The sequence below is a fragment of the Dyella sp. BiH032 genome (assembly GCF_031954525.1).
GTDB lineage: Bacteria > Pseudomonadota > Gammaproteobacteria > Xanthomonadales > Rhodanobacteraceae > Dyella_D.
On sequence record NZ_CP134867.1, the window covers coordinates 2351317 to 2373234 of the forward strand.

The following is a 21918-nucleotide window of genomic DNA, read 5'->3' on the forward strand; positions in this document are numbered from 1 at the left end:
GCGGGGGAGGAAGGCGGCGGGCGCGAAAATGGTTCCGCCGCCCGCCGCCACAGCTTCGTCGCTCAGAGACCCAGCAGCATGCGCTGCGGGTTCTCGAGCTGGTTCTTGATGTCCACCAGGAACAGCACCGCGTCCTTGCCGTCGATGATGCGGTGGTCGTAGGAGAGCGCCAGGTACATCATCGGCGCGGCGATCACCTGGCCGTTCTCGACGATGGCGCGGTCCTTGATGGTGTGCATGCCCAGGATCGCGCTCTGCGGCGGATTCACGATCGGCGTCGACAGCAGCGAGCCGAAGGTGCCGCCGTTGGTGATGGTGAAGGTGCCGCCCTGCAGATCGTCCAGGCCCAGCTTGCCGTCGCGTGCCTTCTTGGCGTACTCGAGGATGCCCTTCTCGACGTCGGCGAAGCTCATGTCCTGCACGTTGCGCAGCACCGGTGTCACCAGGCCCTTGTCGGTGGACACGGCGATCGAGATGTCCTGGTAGCCGTGATAGATGATGTCGTTGCCGTCGACCGAGGCATTGATCACCGGGTGGCGCTTCAGCGCCTCCGTGGCGGCCTTCACGAAGAAGCTCATGAAGCCCAGCTTCACGCCGTTGGACTTCTCGAACTGCTCGCCCAGCGTCTTGCGCAGCTTCACCACCTCGGCCAGGTTCACTTCGTTGAACGAGGTGAGCATGGCGATGGAGTTCTTCGACTGCATCAAGCGCTCGGCGATGCGGGCGCGGATGCGGGTCATCGGCACGCGCTCTTCCGGACGGGCGCCCGGCGTCGGCTTGGCCGACGGCGCGGCGGCGGCCGGCGCGGGAGCGGCGCCACCCTTGGCGTAGTTGACCAGGTCTTCCTTGGTCACGCGGCCGTCGCGGCCGGTGCCGGCGACCTTGGACGGGTCGATGTGCTCTTCCGCGGCGACGCGGCGGCCGGCCGGCGACAGCTCGTCGGCGCCCGCAGCAGCCTTCGGCGCGGCAGGAGCGGCGGCAGCCGGAGCGGGGGCCGCGGCCGCAGGTGCCGGAGCGGCGGCGACCGCGCCTTCCTCGATCACCGCGATCACCTGCTGGCTGGTCACGGTGTCGCCGGAATTGAACTTCAGTTCCTTGATCACGCCGTCGACCGGGGCGGGCACTTCCAGCACCACCTTGTCGGTTTCGAGGTCGACCAGGTTCTCGTCGCGCTTCACGGCGTCGCCGACCTTCTTGTGCCAGGTGGCGATGGTGGCGTCGGAGACGGACTCGGGCAGAACAGGGACTTTGACTTCGATGGACATGCTTGTTTCCTTAGTGAGTGCGTTCATCCCTGAACGCTAAAGTCAAAAAGCGGCCATCCGTGGCCGCACTTTTCAGGAGTCTTATTCCGCGGCGTGGTCGGTGCCGATCGGCGCCACCAGTGCCTGCTCGACGAGTGCCGCCTGTTCGGCGACGTGGGTATTGAGGTGTCCGGCGGCTGGCGCCGGCGAGCGAGCGCGTCCCGCGTAAGAGAGGCTCTGCTTGCTGCCGACGCAGGCTTGCAGGTGGTGGCGGATCTGGAACCAGGCGCCCTGGTTCATCGGCTCTTCCTGGCACCAGATCACTTCCTTGGCGGAAGGATACTTTTCCAGTTCGGCGACGACTTCGGGGCGCGGGAACGGATAGAGCTGCTCGACGCGCACGATGGCGACGTCGGTCAGTCCGCGCTTCTCCGCGTCTTCCAGCAGGTCGTAGTAGACCTTGCCCGAGCACAGCACCACGCGCTTGACCTTCTTGGCCGGCAGCTCGCGATGCTCGCCGATCACCAGCTTGAACTCGCCGGTGGCCAGCTCGTCCAGGGTGGAGATGGCCAGCTTGTGGCGCAGCAGCGACTTGGGCGTCATCACGATCAGCGGCTTGCGCGTCGGGCGCACCATCTGGCGGCGGATCATGTGGAAGGCCTGGGCCGGCGTGGTCGGCACGCAGACCTGCATGTTGTCCAGCGCGCACAGCTGCAGGAAGCGCTCCAGGCGGGCGGAGGAGTGCTCCGGACCCTGGCCTTCGTAGCCGTGCGGCAGGAACAGCGCCAGGCCGCACAGGCGATTCCACTTGGACTCGCCGGAGCTGATGAACTGGTCGATCACCACCTGCGCGCCATTGGCGAAGTCGCCGAACTGGCCTTCCCAGATGTGCAGCGTGTACGGATCGGTGGTGGCGTGGCCGTATTCGAAGGCCATCACCGCCTCTTCGCTCAGCAGCGAGTCGATCACCTCGACGCTGGCGTTGTCGCGCAGCGTGGCCAGCGGCATGAAGGTATGGCCGTCCTTCTGGTCATGCAGCACCGCATGGCGGTGGAAGAACGTGCCGCGGCCCACGTCCTGGCCCACCAGGCGCAGGTTGTAGTTCTGGTCGACCAGGCTGGCATAGGCCAGGTTCTCGGCGAAGCCCCAGTCGCCCGGCAGCTCGCCCGCGGCCATCTTGCGGCGGTCGTCGTAGATCTTGGCCACGCGCGACTGCAGCGTGATGTCCTTGGGCATCTCCAGGATCTTGTTGGCCAGCTCCACCAGCTTGGCCTTCGGCACGCCGGTGTCCGCCTGGGTCGAGAGCTTGCCGCCGATGAACTGGTTCCAGTCCACCTCGATGTCCTTGACCAGCGCGCTGGTTAGCTCGGTCATCGGATCGCCGGCTTCCAGGCGCGAGCGGTAGTCGTCCACCAGCTTCTGTGCGTCGCCGTCGGCGATCACGCCTTCCTTGACCAGCTGTTGCGCGTACAGATCGCGCGTGGTCGGGCGGGCGCGGATCACTTGATACATCACCGGCTGCGTCGCGGACGGCTCGTCGGCCTCGTTATGGCCATGGCGGCGATAGCAGACCAGGTCGATCACCACGTCCTTGCGGAACTGCTTGCGGAAGTCGTAGACCAGGCGGGTGGCCTGGATCACCGCTTCCGGGTCGTCGCCGTTCACATGCAGCACCGGCGCGTTGACCATCTTGGCCAGGTCGGTGCAGTACAGCGTCGAGCGGGCGTCCTGCGGGTTCGAAGTGGTGAAGCCCACCTGGTTGTTCACCACGATGTGCAGGGTGCCGCCGATCTTGAAGCCGCGGGCCTGCGACATGTTGAGCAGTTCCATATTGACGCCCTGGCCGGCGAAGGCGGCGTCGCCGTGGATCAGCACGGCCATGGACTGCTGGCGCTCGGTGTCGCGGCGGCGGATCTGGCGCGAATGCACCGAACCGGCCACCACCGGATTGACGATCTCCAGGTGCGACGGGTTGAACGCCAGCGCCACGTGCACGCCGCCGTTGGGCGTCTTGACGTCGGCGGAGAAGCCCATGTGGTACTTCACGTCGCCCGAGTGCGCCGGGTCGTCCGGATGCTCGAACTTGCCTTCGAATTCGTTGAACAGGGTCTTCGGCGGCTTGCCGAGAATGTTCACCAGCACGTTGAGGCGGCCGCGGTGGGCCATGCCGATCACGACTTCCTTGATGCCGTTGTCGCCGGCGGTGCGGACCACGTCGTCCACCATCGGAATCAGGCTGTCGCCGCCTTCCAGCGAGAAGCGCTTCTGGCCGACGTACTTGGTGTGCAGGTAGCGTTCCAGGCCCTCGGCGGCGGTCAGCTCGGCCAGCAGGCGCTGCTTGCCGGCCTTGTCCAGCCCGGCGCTGCCGGCGGCCTTTTCCATGCGGGTGTAGAGCCAGTTGCGCTGCTCATGGTTGCTGATGTGCATGAACTCGGCGCCGATCGTGCCGGTGTACACCTTCTTCAGGCGCGCCAGCAGATCGCGGAGCTTCAGGCGCTGGCCGCCGCCGGCGAAGTTGCCGCAGTCAAACTCGGTATCGAGGTCGGCGTCGCTCAGGCCATGGAAGGCCAGGCCGAGGTCGGGGGCGGGCAGCTTCTCGGCCAGGCCGAGCGGGTCGAGATCGGCGGCCAGGTGGCCGCGCGAGCGGTAGGCGGTAAGGATGCGCAGCACCGCGGCCTGCTTGCGCGCGTGCTCGTCGTCCATCGGGACCGCGGCGGCGACGGCGCGCTGCTTCTGCGCCGCTTCGATGCGCGCAATGGCCGCGGAGTGGGGAACGTCCCCGGACTCGCGGCCTTTGAAGGTCTCGAAGTACTTATTCCATTCGGCGGGTACCGACGAAGCGTCGGCCAGCCAGGACTCATACATCTGCTCGACGTAATCGGCATTGCCGCCGGCGAGTTGGGACGAATCGAAGAACTCGCGAATCAGATTTGTGCTCACGTCACCACCGGTGAGGGAAGGTAGGCCTGCAGCCATCCGTCGACCTGGCGGATGGCGGGGAAAAATCCTGTTAATTATAGCCCCGGGGTGCTGCACAGCGGCAACCCGGCAAATGCTGCCGAAGTGGGGTTGATGGCCGCGATTTCGAGGGGCAGGGGTACCGACGATCGTCGTAGGCAGCGGTTTTCGCGGGCTTTGGCGCCAGGAGCACCCATCTGCCTGCCGGTGCCGCGAGCCGGCTGGCATTCAGCCGCCGCGATCAGAGATCGAGCGGCTGCAGAACCGTCGCGCGGGCCGCGCGTTCCCAGACTTCATTGAAGTGCTGCAGCAGCGGCGCCTGGCTGGCGCGGTCGGCCAGCGCGGCGCGGCCCTTCGGGCGCTCCGCCTCCGGCAGGAATACATAGCCGCCGGCATCGGTCAGCAGATAGGCCGAGCCATAGGCGAGATCCAGCTCGTCCGTGGGCTCGCGGACCAGCACCGTGCTGGGCAGGCGTTGGGCCAGCGCCACCAGCCGGTGGCCGTTGCGCAGGGCGGCGCCGGCGTCGTGCAGCAGGATGCGGATCTCCGCGCCGCGGCCCGAAGTGGCGATGCGGCGCAGTTCGTCCAACTCGGCTGCCGTATAGATGTCGGGGCTCAGTGCCGGCTGGTAGATCGCCACGCGATGGCGCGCGCCGCCGAGCAGCCGTGTGCGGGCATCGCTCAGGGCCTCGTGGTCGCCGATGACCAGCGTCTTCGACACCGGGGGCGGGGCAGGGCGCGCGTCGCCGGCCAGCGCCAGGCTCATGTGCCGGTGCGGGATGCCGGCGTCGTCGAAGACCTCGCCATGGGCCGCGAAGCCTTCGCGCTCATAGAAGCCGATCGCCTGGACCTGCGCATCCAGCGACACCTCCGGCCAGCCCAGCGCCCTGGCGCGGGCCACCAGTTCGCGCAGGATCGCCGCGCCCACGCCCGAGCCGCGCCAGGGCTGGCGCACGGCCATGCGGCCGATCTTGCGTTCGGGCGTCAGCCGGCCGCACGCGATCGGGGCGCCGGCGGCGTCGCGGGCGAGCACATGGATGGAAGGCGCGTCCAGTTCGTCCCATTCCAGCGCTTCTGGTACCGCCTGCTCCCGGACGAAGACTTCCATCCGGATCGCCCGCAGCGCCTCGCGGTCGCTTTCGCGCGACCACTCCGCCCGTTCCAGGTGGAAGTCCTGCAGGTTCACCGGCGGCGCCCCTTCTGGATCACCAGGTGGCCATCGTTGACCAGCGCCAGCAGCAAGGCGCGCTCGGCGGCTGATGGCTTACGGCCGGCGTCTAGCGTGCGTTCGGCGCACAGGCGCTCGGCCAGCTCGGCCGGGGCGGGGTAGGCCTGGCCGTTGGCGAACAAGGTGGCGCCGTCCTTGCCGCGAGCCCAGGCCATGCGCGACCAGGGGTGTCGCAGCAGCGGCGCGCCTTCGCCCAGCAGCTTGGCGAAAGCGGCCTCGGCGATCGGCTTGTCCGGCGCCGCGGGCGCACGCGCCACGCGATAGCGGGTGATGAAGCGGCCGAACCAGTCGGCCAGCGTGGCGTCGTCCAGCGCCGCGAACGGCAGCGCGTCGCGCACGCGGGCCAGGGCTGCGCGATCGATTTCGCCCGCGGCGCGGACTGGCTTGAGGTCGGGGTCGCGGTAGCGGTCCTCGTCGGCGAGGCGTTCGGCCAGGTAGTCGGCCAGGTCGCCGGTCAGCTCCGCGCGCGAGGGCGCGCGCATGCCCACGGAAATGGTCATGCAAGGCCCGCCGAAGGCCACGCCGTCATGCGGCACGCCGGGCGGCAGGTACAGCATGTCGCCCGGCTCCAGCAGCCATTCGTGGGTGGGCTCGAAATGCTTGAGCTGCTTCAGCTCGACGTCGTCGCGGAAGTCGGTCGGCGCCTCCGGGTCGTCGCTGATCGCCCAATGCCGCTGGCCCAGGCCCTGCAGCAGGAACACGTCGTACTGGTCCACGTGCGCGCCCACGCCGCCGCCGGGCTCGGCGTACGAAATCATGATGTCGTCCACCCGCCAGCTGGGCAGGAACCGGAACGACTCCAGCAGGGCGGCCACGTCCGCATCCCACTTGTCCACGTCCTGGACGAGCAGGGTCCAGTTCTCGCTGGGGGTCTTGGCGAAGTCCTCCTCGCTCAGCGGGCCGGTCTTGACCGTCCAGCGGTCGCGGCGCTCGTCGTGGATGATCAGGCGGGAGAGGGCTTCTTCCTCGCAGGCCAGGCCGGCCAGGTCGTCGGGCTCCAGCGGGGGCGTGAAATCCGGGAAGGCGTTGCGGATCAGAAGGGGGTGCTTCTGCCAGTAATCGCGCAGGAACTGGGCCGGGCTCATGCCCAGGGGCTGCCGGGCCGAGCCGCGGACTTCGATCGGGAGAGAGGTCTTGGTCATCGGCGGATTGTACGGGCAGGCATGCCGGAAACGGCCGGGGCGGGCGCGGTCGCCGGCCCACGAACCTGACCCGGGGTTTAACGAGGAAATAATGGAAACACCATGTGCATATGGCGACTGATCCTTTCCGTCATAAGCGGTCGCGAGGCTATGGTCGGACGAATAGAAGTCTAGACGTCCAAACAAAGGTCCTCCGTTGAACGCCGTCGTCGCCCCGGATTCGCTCGCTTCCCCCTTGCCGGCCGAGAAGAACCTCCAGCTGCGCCGATTGCTGGAAGGGCTGGCTCCCCACCAGCTGTACTGGATCGCTGCCAGCAGCGCGGCCCTCGCGGCGCGCGGCCAGGCCGCGCTCGAAGCGAAGGACGCCGCGCCCACCGAGCGCGCCACCGTGCTCTACGGCAGCCAGACCGGCAATGCCCGGCGCGTCGCCGAACGGCTGGCCAAGCGGATCGAGGCGACAGGGCTGGTCGTGCGGCTAGTGCGCGCCGATGCCTATCAGCCGAAGGAATGGGCGCAGGAGCGCTACCTCGCCATCGTCATCAGCACCCAGGGCGAAGGCGAACCGCCGGACGATGCCCGCGGCCTGCTCGACTTCATCGCCGGCCGCCGCGCTCCGCGGTTGCCCTCGCTGCGCTACGGCGTGCTGGCGCTGGGCGATTCCAGCTATCCGCAGTTCTGCGCCATCGGCCGCCAGCTCGACGCACGCCTGGCCGAACTCGGCGCGACGCGGCTGCAGCCCCTGGCCGAAGCCGACGTGGACGTCGACGCGGTGGCTGCACCGTGGCTCGACGCCACGCTGGAGCGCGTCCGCGAAGTCTTGAAGGCCCCGGCCGTACGCCCGCCGTTGCTGCAGGCCGTACCCACGTCCGCCGTGCCGGAGCCGGTCGAGCATGACCGCGACCGCCCCTTCACCGCCCCCGTACTCGCCAACCAGCGCATTGTCTCCCGCCACAGCGAGCGTGAGGTGCTGCACCTGGAGTTGTCGCTGGAAGGCTCCGGCCTCAGCTACCAGCCCGGCGACGCGCTCGGCGTATGGCCCCGCAACTCCACGCCCTTGGTGAACCAATGGCTGGAAACGCTGCGCTGGGACGGCGAACAGCCCGTGACCCATGGCGGCCGCACCTTGACGTTGGCGCGGTGGCTGGCCGACGAGCGCGAACTGACCCGACTGTCGCGCGGCTTCGTACAGGCTCACGCGGATGTGGGCGGCGACGCGGAACTCGCGCGGCTGCTGCAGGACGATCCGGCCGCGCTGGCGATACTGCTCGATACGCACCAGCCCATCGACTTGCTGCGCCGCTATCCGGCGCGCTGGGAGCCTGCGGCGCTCATCGCGGCCTTGCGTCCGCTCACGCCGCGTCTGTATTCGATCGCCTCCAGCCCTGCGGCCGTGGGCGAAGAGGTGCATCTCACCGTATCGAAGGTGGACTACGAAGCCTTCGGCGAACGGCATGGGGGCGCCGCGTCCTCGTTCCTCGCCGACAGCGCCGAGGACGCACGCGTGCCCGTGTTCATCGAACCGAACGAGCGCTTCCGCCTGCCGGCGGACGACAGCCGCGACGTGATCATGATCGGCGCCGGCACCGGCGTGGCGCCGTTCCGCGCCTTCGTGCAGGAACGCCGCGAGACCGGCGCGCGCGGGCGCAACTGGCTGTTCTTCGGCAACCGGCACTTCGGCGATGACTTCCTCTACCAGGTCGAATGGCTGGAAGCGCTGCGGCAGGGTGTGCTGCACCGCTTGGACCTGGCGTTCTCGCGCGACGGCGCGGACAAGGTCTACGTACAGCACCGCCTGCGCGAGCGCGGCGAGGAACTCTATGCGTGGCTGAAGGACGGCGCGCACCTGTACGTCTGCGGCGACGCCAAGCACATGGCCAAAGACGTACACACAGCCTTGCTCGACGTGGCGGTCACGCACGGCGGCCTGTCCACCGACGATGCCACCGCCTGGCTGGCCGATCTCCTGCAACAAGGGCGCTACGCCCGCGACGTGTACTGACATGAGCGCACCGCTTTCCGACTTCGAACGCATCAAGGCCGACAGCCGCTACCTCCGCGGCACCATCGCCGAGGGCCTGGCCGACCCCGTCACCGGCGCCATCAGCGACGACGACGGCAAGCTGCTCAAATTCCACGGCAGCTACCAGCAGGACGACCGCGATCTGCGCGAGGAGCGCCGCCGCCAGAAGCTGGAGTCGGCCTACAGTTTCATGCTGCGCGCGCGCCTGCCCGGTGGCGTGGTCACGCCGGGGCAGTGGCTCGAATTCGATCGCATCGCCCGCGAGTACGCCAACGGCACGCTGCGCATCACCACGCGGCAGACCTTCCAGTGGCACGGCATCATCAAGCGCAAACTCAAGCCGACCATCGCCGCCATCCACGCCCAGCTGGCCAGCACCATCGCCGCCTGCGGCGACGTGGTGCGCAACGTAGTGAGCACCGCCAATCCGGTCGAGACGGCGGCGCATGCCGAAGCGTATGCCTGGGCGGCGAGACTCTCCGACGGACTGGCGCCCCGCACCCGGGCGTATCACGAGATCTGGCTGGACGGCGAACCGCTGGTCGGCGAGCCGGAGCACGAGCCGCTCTACGGTGCCACGTATCTGCCGCGCAAGTTCAAGATCGGCCTGGCCATCCCGCCGTTGAACGACGTCGACGTGTTCGCGCAGGACCTGGGCTTGATCGCCATCGCGGAGCAGGGCGAACTCAAGGGATTCAATATCGCCGTCGGCGGCGGCATGGGTGCGACGCATGGCGACGCCACTACGTACCCGCGCCTGGCGAGCGTGCTCGGTTTCGTCACGCCGGACCAGCTGTTCGCCACCGCCGAGACCGTGGTGGCGGTGCAGCGTGACTGGGGCAATCGCGTGGAGCGCAAGCACGCGCGGCTCAAGTACACGCTCGATCACCGCGGCCTGGACGTGTTCAAGGCCGAGCTCGAACGCCGCCTGGGCTTCGCGTTCGAACCGGCGCGCGCCTATCGCTTCGACCACAATGGCGATCGCTATGGCTGGATCGAAGGCCACGACGGCCGCTGGCATCTCACCTTGCACATCGAATCCGGCCGTCTCGCCGATCACGGCGAGCGCCGCTGGCTCAGCGGCCTGCGCGAATTGGCGAAGCTGCACCAGGGTGATTTTCGCCTGACCTGCAACCAGAACGTGATCGTCGCGAACGTACCGGCCGAAGCGCGGGCACGTATCGATGCCATCGTCGAAGCGCACGGGCTGGACGGCTATCGCCGCCACGGCGCGTTCCGCCGCGATGCCGTGGCCTGCGTGGCCTTGCCCACCTGCGGCCTGGCAATGGCCGAGGCGGAGCGCTATCTGCCGGATTTCCTCGATCGAGTGGAAGTGCTGCTGTCCCGCCATGGCCTCAGCGACGCGCCGATCCTGCTGCGCATCTCTGGCTGCCCCAACGGCTGCTCGCGGCCGTACCTGGGCGAGATCGCCCTGGTCGGGCGCGGACCGGGGCGCTACGACCTGCGCCTCGGCGCCGATGCCCGCGGCCAGCGCTTGAACGTGCCGCACCTGGAGAACGCGGACGAGGCAGCCATCCTGGCCGAACTCGACCGGCTGTTCGCGCGCTATGCCGCCGAGCGCGAAGCCGGCGAGCGCTTCGGCGATTTCCTGTGGCGCGTCGCCGTCGTCGCGGCCGCGCCGACGCGGCGCATTCCGTTGGAGGTGAACGTGTGAACGCGCAGATCCTGCAGGAAGCACGGAACGACCCGCGCGCGCTCGAAGCACTCGACACCTGGCTCGCCGGCCTGGACGCGGAGCGCCGCGTCGCCTGGGCACTCGAGCACGCGCCCGGCGTCCACGTGCTTTCGTCCAGCTTCGGCGCGCAGGCCGCCGTGTCGTTGCATCTGTTGACGCGCCAGCAGCCGGATCTGCCGGTGATCCTGATCGACACCGGCTACCTGTTTCCCGAGACCTACCGCTTCGCCGACGAACTGCGCGAACGCCTCGCCTTGAACCTCAGGGTCTACCGCGCCCCGCTGGGCACGGCCTGGATGGAGTCGCGCCACGGCCGGCTGTGGGAGCAGGGCGTGGAAGGCATCGAGCGCTACAACCAATTGCGCAAGGTCGAGCCGCTGCGGCGTGCGCTGGACGAACTGGACGTCGGCACCTGGTTCGCCGGACTGCGCCGCAGCCAGGCACGCACCCGCGGCCATCTTCCCTTCGTGCAACTCAGCCAGGGGCGCTGGAAATTCCATCCGATCGCCGACTGGACCGACCGCGACGTCGGCCGCTACCTGCAGCGCCACGACCTGCCTTATCACCCGCTGTGGGACCAGGGCTACATCTCGATCGGCGACATCCACACCACCCGACCCTGGGAGCCGGGCATGGACCCGGAAGACACCCGTTTCTTCGGTCTAAAGCGCGAGTGCGGCATCCACGACCTCACTTGACCATCCACCGCTGCCCATCCCGATACCAAGAAAGCCATCATGAGCCAAAGCGCCCTTGCTTCCCGTTCCGTCGACCTTGCCCCCGAACCGCTGATCGCGCCGCACGGTGGCGTCCTCAAAGATCTCTATTTGCCGCATGCCGAGGCGCTGGCGCTGAAGCAGCGCAGCGCGACGCTGCCGGCGCTGGATCTCGACACCCGCCAGCTGTGCGACCTGGAATTGCTGCTCAACGGCGCCTTCTCGCCGTTGGAGGGTTTCCTGACCGAGCCCGACTACCGGCGCGTGGTCGACGAGCTGCACCTCGCCGACGGCACGCTGTGGCCGGTGCCGATCACGCTGGACGTCAGCGAAGCGTTTGCCGCTTCGCTCGCGCCGGGCGCGGAGCTGGTGCTGCGCGATCCGCAGAGCGTGCCGCTGGCCGTGCTGGAAGTGCAGGACATCTACCGCCCCGACCGCGAGCACGAAGCGCAGCAGGTATTCGGCACGCTCGATCGCGCCCATCCTGGCGTGGCCGAATTGCTCGAGCGCACCCGCCCGGTCTACCTCGGTGGCCGCCTGCGCGGCATCCAGGCGCCGGCGCACTACGACTTCAGCGAGCTGCGCGATTCGCCGCGCACGCTGCGCGCATGGTTCGAAGCCAACGGTTGGCGTCGCGTGGTGGCGTTCCAGACGCGCAACCCGATGCACCGCGCCCACCGCGAACTGACGCTTCGCGCCGCTCAGAAGGTGGGGGCCAAGCTGCTGATCCAGCCGTCCGTCGGCCGTACCAAGCCCGGCGATGTGGACCACTACACACGGGTGCGCTGCTATCGCGCGCTGCTGCCGCAATACCCCGCCGACAGCGCCAAGCTTTCGCTGCTGCCGCTGGCCATGCGGATGGGCGGGCCGCGTGAGGCGGTATGGCACGCGATCATCCGCAAGAACTACGGCGCCTCGCATTTCATCGTCGGGCGCGACCATGCTGGCCCCGGCAACGATTCGCACGGCCGGCCGTTCTACGGCCCGTTCGATGCGCAGCACCTGCTGGAGCGCTACCAGGACGAACTCGGCATCCAGGTAGTGGCGTTCCCCGCCATGGTCTACGCCGCCAACCGCGACGCCTACGTGCCCACCACGGAGGTGGTGGCGGAGGACGAAGTGCGCGACATCTCTGGCACGCAGCTGCGCCGGCATCTGCAGGAAGGCACGGAGATCCCCGCCTGGTTCAGTTTCCCCGAGGTGGTGAACATCCTGCGCGAACGTCATCCGGTCCGTGCGCCGCGCGGCTTCGCGCTGTTCTTCACCGGTCTCTCCGGCGCGGGCAAGTCCACCATCGCACAGGCCGTGGTCGCGCAACTGCTGGAACGCACCAGCCGCGCCGTGACGGTGCTGGACGGCGACGAGGTGCGCAAGCATCTGTCGCGCGGCCTGGGTTTTTCGCGCGAGGATCGCGCGGCGAATGTGACGCGCATCGGCTATGTGGCGAGCGAGATCGTCCGCCACGGCGGCATCGCGGTCTGCGCTCCGATCGCGCCGTATGCGGATGCGCGCGCGGAGGCGCGGTCGCTGGTGGAAGCGCATGGCGACTTCATCGAGATCCACGTGGCGACGCCGCTGGAGGTGTGCGAGGCGCGTGACCGCAAGGGGCTGTATGCGCAGGCGCGCGCGGGGAAGATTGCGCATTTCACGGGGATCAGTGATCCGTATGAGGTGCCGGAGCAGCCGGAGATCCGGGTGGATGGGGGTGGGGCGGAGCCCGCGGTGTTGGCGGGGCATGTGTTGCAGTTGTTGAGGGATCGAGGGTTGTTGGAGGTTTGAGGGTTGTCTCTCGTATCTTCGTCACTTCTGGCGAGGCGGCGTAGGTTGGGGTGAGCTTGCGAACCCCAACGGGAGGCGCTGACGATCGCTTCGTCCTCTCATTCTCGTCATTCCGGCGCAGGTGATTGTCGCTGCGTGGTCGCCAGTCTGGTCTCGCCCCTCGCGGGGCGAGGGTTTCGCTCTCCTGCCGGAGAGCGAGTTACTTCTTCTTGGGCAAGCAAGAAGTCGTTGCTGCTTGCCGCGGTACCGCACTTCTCCTTCTCCCCTCAGGGGAGAAGGCGGGATGAGGGGCGGGTGCTCGCGGAAACGCCTCAACTGGCCGCTCCAAAACCCACAGCTTCCCCTCGCATCACTCACTAAACCTCAACCACACGCTCCCGCCAATGCGGCACCGCCGGCCAATGCGTCGCGCCCCCGCCACCGGCCAGCACCCGACTGACCGCGCGTCTTTCCAGATGCGGCGCGAACAACCCGATGAACTCGAGCGCGTACTCACGCAGCACGCTTTCTTTGCGCAGCACGATCCATGTCGTGCACGGCGCGAACAGATGGTCGGCGGAAAGCACGCGCAGATCCGCGTCGCCTGGGGCGGACGCCATTTCCGCGAGTACGCCGATGCCCAGGCCGGCGCGGACGTAGGTCTTGATCAGGTCCGCGTCGCTGGCGGTCATTGCGATCTGCGGGTGCAGGTTGGCGGCGTGGAAGGCGCGGGCGAGGGACGAGGTGGGCTTGAGTGAGGAGTCGTAGCTGACCAGCGGGTGTGCGGCCAGTTCGTCGAGCGTGGGTGGACGCTCAAGTTGCGCCAGGGCGTGGTGCTCGGGCACGACCACGATGCGGTTCCAGCGATAGGCGGGCAGGGCGATGCCATTGCCGGGCGGTGCCGTGCCCGAGGTGCTGACGATGGCCAGGTCCACGTGGCCGCCTTCGAGCAGGCCGATCACGTCGCCGTCGGTGGAGGGCAGCAGGTGCACGCTGACCTGCGGGTATTGCCGGTTCAGCGCGGCGACCGCGCCCGGCAGGGCGAAACGCGCTTGCGTATGCGTGGTGGCTACGCGCAGGGTGCCGTGCGACTCGTTGCGCAGGTTGGCGGCGATGGAGCGGATGTTGGTGGCCTCAGCCAGGATCGTCCGCGCGCGCTCCAGCACGTGGCTGCCGGCGTGGGTGATCGAGTCGAGGCTGCGGCCTTTACGGTGGAACAGCTGGAAACCGAGCTCGTCCTCCAGCTGCTTGAGCAGCTTGCTGAGTCCGGGCTGGGTGGCATGCACCCGTTCGGCGGCGAGCGTGATGTTGAGGCCGGCGTCGGCGATGGCGACGAGATAACGCAATTGGGTCAAGGTCATGCGAGGACATCCTGGAGCGGGCAGGTCGGTGAGACTGGCTTGCTGGCACCGCGGTGGTACATCGCATGAGGCAAGGCCGGCACGCGCCGACGACACCCGGGAGGGCGGTCGGCAGGGGGTTAAGGGCGTGTCCGGCCAGGCGCATTTGGACGTCTATACCTCTATTTCATGGATGCGTCAACGCAAAGGCCCCTCTCATGACAAAAACCGCGGGCGGCGACATAACCCTACGGCATAAGGCGTCACGACAAATCATTTGCGCCGCCGCCTGCCGGTGCCTAGCGTCGAAGCTCCCCTTTCGCGCTTCGAGCCGCACGGAGTTCCTGTCTCATGAAGCTTTACCCGCTGTTCGCCGACCTCGCCGGGCGCCGCGTGCTGGTGGTGGGCGGCGGCGCGGTCGCCGAGCGCAAGGCGGCGATGCTGCTCGAGGCCGGCGCGGCGGTCGTCGTGGGAGCGCCGTCGATCTCCCCGGCGCTGGCGGCGTGGGCCGCGGCGGGTCGCATTAATTTGCGCGCAGGCGAGTTCGAGGACGCGTGGCTCGACGCTTGCTGGCTGGTGATCGCCGCCACCGGCGAGCCGTTGCTCAACCGCCGCATCGCTACGCTGGCGGCGCGGCGCCGGTTGTTCGTCAATGTGGTGGACGACGCCGAGCTGTCCAGCTTCCAGGTACCGGCGGTGATCGACCGGGCGCCCGTCACCATCGCCATTTCCAGCGGCGGCGCCGCGCCCGTGCTGGCACGGCTGCTGCGCGAGCGCCTGGAGGCCTGGCTCGACCCCGCGCTGGGACCGCTCGCCGCCCTGGCGGCGCGCTGGCGCGCCAGGATCCGCCGGCGCCTGCCGGAACTCGGCGCGCGCCGACGCTTCTACGAGCGTCTGCTCACCGGCGCGGTGCCTGCTTTGCTGCGCCGGGGACAGCCCGCGCTGGCCGAAGCGGAAGCCGAGCGCCTGCTGGCCGACTCGCCGGTCGCGAGCGTGGGTTCGGTGACGCTGGTGGGCGCGGGCCCCGGCGATCCGGGCTTGCTGACGCTGCGCGGCCACCGGGCGCTGCACGAGGCGGACGTGATCCTGTACGACCGCCTGGTGAGCCCCGAGGTACTCGCGCTGGCACGCCGCGACGCGGAACGTGTGGAGGTCGGCAAGGAAGCGGGCAACCATCATGTGACGCAGGAGCGCATCCACGAACTGATGCTGGCGCATGCCCGCGCCGGCCACCGCGTGGTGCGGCTCAAGGGCGGCGACCCGTTCGTGTTCGGGCGGGGCGGCGAGGAACTGGAATACCTGCGCGCCCATGGCGTGCCTTATGAAGTCGTACCTGGCATCACCGCAGCGTTGGCCTGTGCCGCTTATGCGGGCGTGCCGCTCACGCATCGCGACCATGCGCAGTCGGTCCGCCTGGTCACGGCCCATTGCCGCCGTTCCCACGACACCGTGGACTGGGCCGCGCTGGCGCAGGAACGCCAGACGCTGGCGGTGTACATGGGCGTGAGCGAGCTGGCCACCTTGCAGGAGCGCCTGCTGATCCACGGCCGGGCGCCGGCCACGCCGTTCGCCCTGGTGGAGAACGGCTCCCGTCCGGAGCAGCGTGTGGTCACCGGGACACTGGCGCGGCTCCCGCAGCTGGCGCAAGCCCATGCCGTACGGTCCCCGGCCTTGCTCATCCTGGGCGAAGTGGCCGCCCTGGCGCCGGCCCTGGCCTGGTTCGGCGAGCCCCCGCTCGGCGAGGCGGCGCCGGCCGGCGTATCGTCCATTGCCATGTCCGCCTCGGCGTCCGCGCGCTGACCCGAATTTTTCACCCGCGCGAGCGCACCATGTGCGGACGCTGCTTATTCCCCTGGAGCCTTTCATGATCTACGACAGCATCCTCGACACCATCGGCAACACCCCGGTGGTGAAACTGCATCGCCTGGTCCCGAAGCACGTCGAGCTCTACGTCAAGGTGGAAGCGTTCAATCCGGCCGGTTCGGTCAAGGACCGCCTGGCGCTGGCCATCATCCTCGATGCCGAACGCAGCGGCACGCTCAAGCCGGGGCAGACGGTGGTGGAGGCCACTTCGGGCAACACCGGCGTGGCGCTGGCGGCGGTGTGCGCCGCGCGCGGCTATCCCTTCGTGGCGGTGATGACGGAGACGTTCTCGATCGAGCGGCGCAAGCTGATCCGCGCCTACGGCGGTAAGGTGCTGCTGACCCCCGCGGCCGAGCGCGGCAGCGGCATGGTGCGCAAGGCGAAGGAGCTGGCGGAGAAGCACGGCTGGTTCCTGGCGCGGCAGTTCGAGAACCCGGCCAATCCGGCCTATCACCGCAACACCACGGCCGCGGAAATCCTGCGCGATTTCGCCGGCCGCCGGCTGGATTATTTCGTCACCGGCTGGGGCACCGGCGGCACGCTCACCGGCGTGGGCGAGGTGCTGAAAGTGGCGCGCCCGGAGGTGAAGGTGATCGCCAGCGAGCCGGCCGGCGCGGCGCTGCTGTCGGGCAAGGAGTGGCAGCCGCACAAGATCCAGGGCTGGACACCGGACTTCGTGCCGGCGGTGCTCAACCGCGAGGTGGCGCAGCAGATCCTGCCCATCGACGACGTCGTGGCGCGCGATACCTCGCGCGAACTGGCGAAGCAGGAAGGCATCTTCGTCGGCATCTCCGCCGGCGCCACGCTGGCGGCGGCATTGCAGGTGGCCAAGGATGCGCCGCAGGGTTCGGTGCTGCTGGCCATGCTGCCGGATACCGGCGAGCGCTATCTGTCGACGTTCCTGTTCGAAGGCGTCAATGAAGGTTCGGACGAAGTGGAATAGTCAGCTCCCCTCAGGCTGACTCCCTCTCCCCTTCGGGGAGAGGGCTGGGGTGAGGGGCCGGGCGGAGCGCAATGCTCAATCCCGCCTCAAACGCAAAAGCGTTGACGCACTGTAGCTCCGTCACCGCGAGCACCCGCCCCTCATCTGCGATGACCGAAGGGAATCCCCGCGGGATCGGCGTCTTCCTCGCTCCTCAAAGCCGGGCACATCCATGTGCCTTCCCCGCGTGCTCTACGGCGGGGGAAGGGCTCCCTGTAGGAGCTTTATCTCAACCGGCGGCCGCGCGGCCCGCCCCACTCGGCAATCAACTTGCTGCCCACGTTCGCCAGCGCCTCGATCGCCGGCAGCAACTCGCGCCCCAGTGGCGTCAACGCGTACTCCGCCGATGGCGGCGAGGTATCCAGCACGCGCCGCGTCACCAGCCCGCGCGACTCCAGCTCGCGCAGCCGCGCGCTCAATACGCGCGCGGAAATCCTCGGCAAGTCATGGCGCAACTCGCCGAAGCGGCGCGCGTCGCCGCTCAGCAACCACACCACGTTGGGTGCCCAGGCGCCGCGCAGCAAACCCAGCACTTCGCTGAGCGGGCAGGCGGGCGGCGGGGCGACTTTGTTCTTGCGGACGGGCAGGCCCATGGCATCGGACTCGTATGGCGCAGGTAACTGGCGAGTTACCGGATTTTAGAAGTTACCAGCGGTTAGGTGGTATCCAAGAGTAACCATGGATGGCTAGCATGCGCACCTCTCCCGCCCATCACTCGGGCGTTCGCCACCCACGAGGAGGATCTGCATGAAGCTTTATTACGCACCGGGCGCCTGTTCGCTCTCGCCGCACATCGTCGCGCTGGAGGCCGGCCTGCCGGTCGAGCTGGAAAAGGTCGACACCAAGACCAAGCGCACCGCTAACGATCAGGACTACTGGCAGATCAACCCCAAGGGTTACGTACCCGCGCTCGCGCTGGACAACGGCGAATTGCTCACCGAAGGCCCTGCCATCGTGCAGTATCTGGCGGACCTGAAGCCGGAGAGCGGCCTGGCCCCTACGCACGGCACGCCGGCGCGCTACCGCCTGCAGGAGATGCTCGGCTACATCAACTCCGAGCTGCACAAGACCTATTCGCCGCTGTTCCGCGCGGAAACCCCGGACGCCGTGCGTGCGGAGCGCACGGAATACCTGCGCAAGCGCTACCGCCTGCTGGAGACGCACCTGGCTAAGCACACCTGGCTGGTGGGCGAGCACTTCACCGTGGCCGATGCCTACCTGTTCACGGTGACCAACTGGGCCAAGCACGTCAACTTCGACCTCAGCGAGTTCCCGGCCTTGCTGGCGTTCCAGGAGCGCGTTGCCGCACGCCCCAAGGTGCAGGCGGCGCTGGAAGCGGAAGGGCTGGTCAAGAAGGCCGCGGCCTGACAACGAAAAAGGGGCGCGTTTGACGCGCCCCTTTCTTCCTGCATGGAGGTGCCGGTCAGATCTCGCGCGCCAGCGGTTCGGCCAGACCGACGTAGCCGCCCGGCGTGAGATCGAGCAGGCGCTGTTTCGCTTCCGCCGGCAGTTCCAGCCCGGTGATGAACTGGCGCATCGAATCCTTGGTGATGCCCTGGCCGCGGGTCAGCGCCTTGAGCTGCTCGTAGGGCTCCGGCAGGCCGTAGCGGCGCATCACGGTCTGCACGGCCTCGGCCAGCACTTCCCAGCTGGTGTCGAGATCCGCGGCAAGGCGATCAGCGTTGACGTTGAGCTTGCCCAGGCCCTTCTGCAGCGACTCCAGCGCCACCAGCGTGTGGCCGAAAGCGGTGCCCAGCGCGCGCAGCACGGTGGAGTCGGTCAGGTCGCGCTGCCAGCGGCTGATCGGCAGCTTCTCGGCGAAGTGGCCGAGCAGGGCGTTGGCCAGGCCGAAGTTGCCTTCGGCGTTCTCGAAGTCGATCGGGTTGACCTTGTGCGGCATGGTCGAGGAGCCGACCTCGCCGGCCTTCAGCGCCTGCTTGAAGTAACCCAGCGAGATGTAGCCCCACACGTCGCGCGCCAGGTCGATCAGGATGATGTTGGCGCGGCGCACGGCGTCGCAGTACTCGGCCACGCCGTCGTGCGGCTCGATCTGCGTGGTGTAGGGGTTGTAGTCCAGGTCCAGGCTTTCCACGAAGCGCTGCGAGAACGCGCGCCAGTCCAGCTCCGGATAGGCGATGGCGTGCGCGTTGTAGTTGCCTACCGCGCCGTTGATCTTGCCGGGGATCTCCACGGCGGCCAGCTGTTTGCGCTGGCGCTCCAGGCGGGCGACCACATTGGCCAGCTCCTTGCCGAGCGTGCTGGGCGAGGCCGTCTGGCCATGCGTGCGCGAGAGCATCGGCAGCGCGGCGTTGGCATGGGCCAGGTCGCGCAGCTTGGCGATCACGGCGTCGAACGCCGGCAGCAGCACCTGCTGCCGGGCGTCGCGCAGCATCAGCGCGTAGGAGAGGTTGTTGATGTCCTCGCTGGTGCAGGCGAAGTGCACGAATTCCTTGGCCTGGGCCAGGGTGGCGTCGTTGCCGATGCGCTCCTTGATGAAGTACTCGATCGCCTTCACGTCATGGTTCGTGGTGGCTTCGATGGCCTTGACCCGCGCGCCGTCTTCGACGCTGAACCTGGCAGCGATGTCCTTGAGCTGGGCGACCTGCGCGGCCGAGAACGCCGGCAGTTCGACGATGCCCGGGTCGGCGGCCAGCGCCAGCAGCCATTCGATCTCCACGTGCACGCGCCGGTGCATCAGGCCGTACTCGCTGAAGATCGGGCGCAGGGCTTCGGCCTTGCTGGCGTAGCGGCCGTCCAGCGGCGAGAGGGCGGTCAGGGCGTGGGCAGACATCGAGGCGATCCGGCAGAGGAAACGCGGCATTTTACAACGGGCGAGCCCGTTCCGGCCCCGCGCCGGTTGGCACGCCCCTAACGGCAACCGCCCTATAGTGGCCGGGCATCGAGACCCCGGTATCGACACCCCAAGGAATCCACGCATGAGCCAGTACCGCATCGAACACGACAGCATGGGGGAACTGAAGGTCCCCGCCGACGCGCTGTACGGCGCGCAGACCCAGCGCGCCGTAGACAACTTTCCCATCTCCGGCCTGCGCCTGCCGCGCGCCTTCATCCGGGCCCTGGGTCTGATCAAGGCCGCCGCGGCGGAGGCCAACCTGTCACTGGGGTACCTGCGCAAGGGCCAGGCGGCGGCGATCCGCAAGGCCGCGCTGGCCGTTGCGGACGGGCAGTTCGACGACCAGTTCCCGATCGACGTGTTCCAGACCGGCTCGGGCACCAGCACCAACATGAATGCCAACGAGGTGATCGCACACCTGGCGGGCAAGGGCGGCACCAAGGTGCACCCCAACGATCACGTCAACTACGGGCAGAGCTCCAACGACGTGATTCCCACCGCGATCCATGTCAGCGCCACGCTTACCGCCAGCGAGCAGCTGCTGCCGGCACTCAAGCACCTGCGCAAGACCATCGAGCGCCGCGCGCGCGAACTGCGCAACGTGCCCAAGACCGGCCGCACGCACCTGATGGACGCCATGCCGGTGACCTTCGGCCAGGAGCTCTCCGGCTGGGCGGCACAGATCGATGCGTCCATCGCACGCATCGAGGACAGCCTCAAGCGCATGCGCCGGCTGCCGCAGGGCGGCACCGCGGTGGGTACGGGCATCAATGCCGATCCCAAGTTCGGCCCGGCGGTGGCGCGCGAGTTGAAGAAGCTGACCGGCGTGCGTTTCGACTCGGCGGAGAACTACTTCGAAGGCATGGCCGGCCAGGACGCGGCGGTCGAACTCTCGGGCCAGCTCAAGGCGCTGGCGACCGCGCTGATGAAGATCGCCAACGACCTGCGCTGGATGAACTCCGGTCCGCTCGCCGGCTTGGGCGAGATCGAGCTGCCGGCGCTGCAGCCGGGCTCGTCGATCATGCCGGGCAAGGTCAATCCGGTGATTCCGGAAGCCACCGCGATGGTGGCGGCGCAGGTGATCGGCAATGACGCGGCGATCACCATCGGCGGCCAGTCCGGCAACTTCCAGTTGAACGTGATGCTGCCGCTGATCGCGCACAATCTGCTGCAATCGATCGGCCTGCTCGCCAACGTGAGCGTGCTGTTGGCGGACAAGGCGATCGCCGGCTTCAAGGTGAACGCCGCGCGCGTGAAGGAAGCGCTGGACAAGAACCCGATCCTGGTCACCGCGCTCAATCCGGTGATCGGCTACGAGAAGGGCGCGGCCACCGCCAAAATGGCCTACAAGGAAAAGCGGCCGATCATGGACGTGGCGCTGGAAACCACCGGTCTGTCCAAGGACGAGCTCAAGAAGCTGCTCGACCCCATGACGCTCACCAAGGGCGGCATCCACGAAGGCGGCGGTGGCGGCGGCTGACTACGTAGGTTGGGGTGAGCCTCAGGCGAACCCCAACATCGCGAGGCATACATCGAAGCCAGCAACGCTGGGGTTCGCCTGAGGCTCACCCCAGCCTGTGCATCAGTTCTTGACGTCCTTGCGGCAATCGCTGACGTCCTTGTCGTCCATGATCACCGCATAAGGCTTGAAGGCGGGCAGGTTGGCGGCCAGCTCATCCTGCGCGGCCTTGATGCCAGCCAGGTCGTCGCAGATCTTCATCACCTGGTCGGTGATCTGCTGCGTCTGGGCTTCGACCCGGCGGCTCACGCTGTCCTTGTCGCCGGTGGCGGATTCGGCCACGCCCTTGAGCGCTTCGCCCGCCATGGCCGCACCGGCCTTGCCGGTCTCGATACCGTGCTGGCGAATGGCCGTGGCATTGGCGTAGTACCGGCGCAGCAGGTCGCGCTGGTGATCGTCCACGGCAACGTCCTTGCCGTCGACGGCGAGCGCGCCGCCCTGGTCGATGGTGGCCTTGGGTTGGTCGCCGGCCTTGAGGATGACCTGCCCGTCGCGGACCGTGATGTTGCCGTGGGAGGTCGTGGTGGTGGTGCCGCCGTTGCAGCCGGCGGCCAGGGCGCACAGGGCGAGCAGCGGGATCAGGTGTCGCTTGAGCATG

The 21918-nt window shown here is 68.2% G+C and carries 16 protein-coding genes; 8 read left to right on the forward strand and 8 right to left on the reverse strand.

Features of this window, described 5'->3' with window-relative positions; all coding sequences use genetic code 11:
* Nucleotides 1-62: 62 nt before the first annotated feature.
* From odhB to RKE25_RS10510, 4 genes are all read right to left on the reverse strand, one after another.
* Entirely contained in the window at nt 63-1265 is a 1203-nt protein-coding gene (gene odhB, locus RKE25_RS10495; RefSeq protein ID WP_311842158.1) for a 2-oxoglutarate dehydrogenase complex dihydrolipoyllysine-residue succinyltransferase, read from the reverse strand.
* A gap of 81 nt (nt 1266-1346) precedes the next feature.
* Entirely contained in the window at nt 1347-4184 is a 2838-nt protein-coding gene (locus RKE25_RS10500) for a 2-oxoglutarate dehydrogenase E1 component (protein ID WP_311842159.1), read from the reverse strand.
* Nucleotides 4185-4443: 259 nt separating this feature from the next.
* Nucleotides 4444-5388 carry a GNAT family N-acetyltransferase gene (locus tag RKE25_RS10505; RefSeq protein ID WP_311842160.1) on the reverse strand — a complete coding sequence of 315 codons (945 nt, stop codon included), beginning with the start codon at nt 5386-5388 and terminating at the stop codon, nt 4444-4446.
* On the reverse strand, nt 5385-6572 hold the full coding sequence (locus tag RKE25_RS10510) for a cupin domain-containing protein (protein ID WP_311842161.1): 1188 nt from the start codon (nt 6570-6572) through the stop codon (nt 5385-5387). Before RKE25_RS10510 ends, RKE25_RS10505 begins: the two co-directional genes overlap by 4 nt.
* A gap of 196 nt (nt 6573-6768) precedes the next feature.
* Between RKE25_RS10510 and RKE25_RS10515 the strand changes: the two genes are divergently transcribed.
* Genes RKE25_RS10515 through RKE25_RS10530 form a run of 4 tightly spaced genes read left to right on the forward strand, consistent with a single transcriptional unit; the run spans nt 6769 to nt 12783 of the window.
* Nucleotides 6769-8571, forward strand: a complete 1803-nt coding sequence (locus RKE25_RS10515) for an assimilatory sulfite reductase (NADPH) flavoprotein subunit (protein WP_311842162.1) — start codon at nt 6769-6771, stop codon at nt 8569-8571.
* A 1-nt stretch (nt 8572) separates the two neighbouring features.
* Nucleotides 8573-10267, forward strand: coding sequence for an assimilatory sulfite reductase (NADPH) hemoprotein subunit (cysI, locus tag RKE25_RS10520; protein WP_311842163.1), 1695 nt, complete (start codon nt 8573-8575; stop codon nt 10265-10267).
* Nucleotides 10264-10986, forward strand: a complete 723-nt coding sequence (locus RKE25_RS10525; protein WP_311842164.1) for a phosphoadenylyl-sulfate reductase — start codon at nt 10264-10266, stop codon at nt 10984-10986. Before cysI ends, RKE25_RS10525 begins: the two co-directional genes overlap by 4 nt.
* A 39-nt stretch (nt 10987-11025) precedes the next feature.
* Nucleotides 11026-12783 (forward strand): bifunctional sulfate adenylyltransferase/adenylylsulfate kinase, encoded by a 1758-nt coding sequence (locus tag RKE25_RS10530; RefSeq protein WP_311842165.1) that lies wholly within the window; start codon nt 11026-11028, stop codon nt 12781-12783.
* A gap of 356 nt (nt 12784-13139) precedes the next feature.
* On the opposite strand, the gene RKE25_RS10535 is transcribed toward RKE25_RS10530, so the two are convergent.
* Nucleotides 13140-14123 (reverse strand): LysR substrate-binding domain-containing protein, encoded by a 984-nt coding sequence (locus RKE25_RS10535; protein ID WP_311842166.1) that lies wholly within the window; start codon nt 14121-14123, stop codon nt 13140-13142.
* A gap of 330 nt (nt 14124-14453) precedes the next feature.
* On the opposite strand from RKE25_RS10535, the gene cysG reads away from it, so the two are divergent.
* The gene (cysG, locus tag RKE25_RS10540) at nt 14454-15902 is read left to right on the forward strand and encodes a siroheme synthase CysG (protein ID WP_311842167.1); all 1449 of its coding nucleotides are present in this window, start codon (nt 14454-14456) and stop codon (nt 15900-15902) included.
* A gap of 64 nt (nt 15903-15966) precedes the next feature.
* Nucleotides 15967-16908 (forward strand): cysteine synthase A, encoded by a 942-nt coding sequence (cysK, locus tag RKE25_RS10545; RefSeq protein ID WP_311842168.1) that lies wholly within the window; start codon nt 15967-15969, stop codon nt 16906-16908.
* A gap of 263 nt (nt 16909-17171) precedes the next feature.
* Here cysK and RKE25_RS10550 read toward each other — a convergent pair whose 3' ends face one another.
* Nucleotides 17172-17540 (reverse strand): helix-turn-helix domain-containing protein, encoded by a 369-nt coding sequence (locus RKE25_RS10550; RefSeq protein WP_311842169.1) that lies wholly within the window; start codon nt 17538-17540, stop codon nt 17172-17174.
* A gap of 154 nt (nt 17541-17694) precedes the next feature.
* Here RKE25_RS10550 and gstA point away from each other — a divergent pair, with 154 nt between their 5' ends.
* Nucleotides 17695-18315: a glutathione transferase GstA gene (gene gstA / locus RKE25_RS10555; protein WP_311842170.1), complete on the forward strand. Its 621-nt coding sequence runs from the start codon at nt 17695-17697 to the stop codon at nt 18313-18315.
* 55 nt (nt 18316-18370) lie between these two features.
* Here the strand turns inward: gstA and purB are convergent, their stop codons facing one another.
* Entirely contained in the window at nt 18371-19738 is a 1368-nt protein-coding gene (gene purB, locus RKE25_RS10560; protein ID WP_311842171.1) for an adenylosuccinate lyase, read from the reverse strand.
* A 145-nt stretch (nt 19739-19883) separates the two neighbouring features.
* Here purB and RKE25_RS10565 point away from each other — a divergent pair, with 145 nt between their 5' ends.
* Complete coding sequence (locus tag RKE25_RS10565) at nt 19884-21281, forward strand: class II fumarate hydratase (protein ID WP_311842172.1); 1398 nt, start codon at nt 19884-19886, stop codon at nt 21279-21281.
* Between the two features lie 102 nt (nt 21282-21383).
* Here the strand turns inward: RKE25_RS10565 and RKE25_RS10570 are convergent, their stop codons facing one another.
* Nucleotides 21384-21917 carry a DUF2884 family protein gene (locus RKE25_RS10570; protein WP_311842173.1) on the reverse strand — a complete coding sequence of 178 codons (534 nt, stop codon included), beginning with the start codon at nt 21915-21917 and terminating at the stop codon, nt 21384-21386.
* Nucleotide 21918 lies beyond the last annotated feature (1 nt).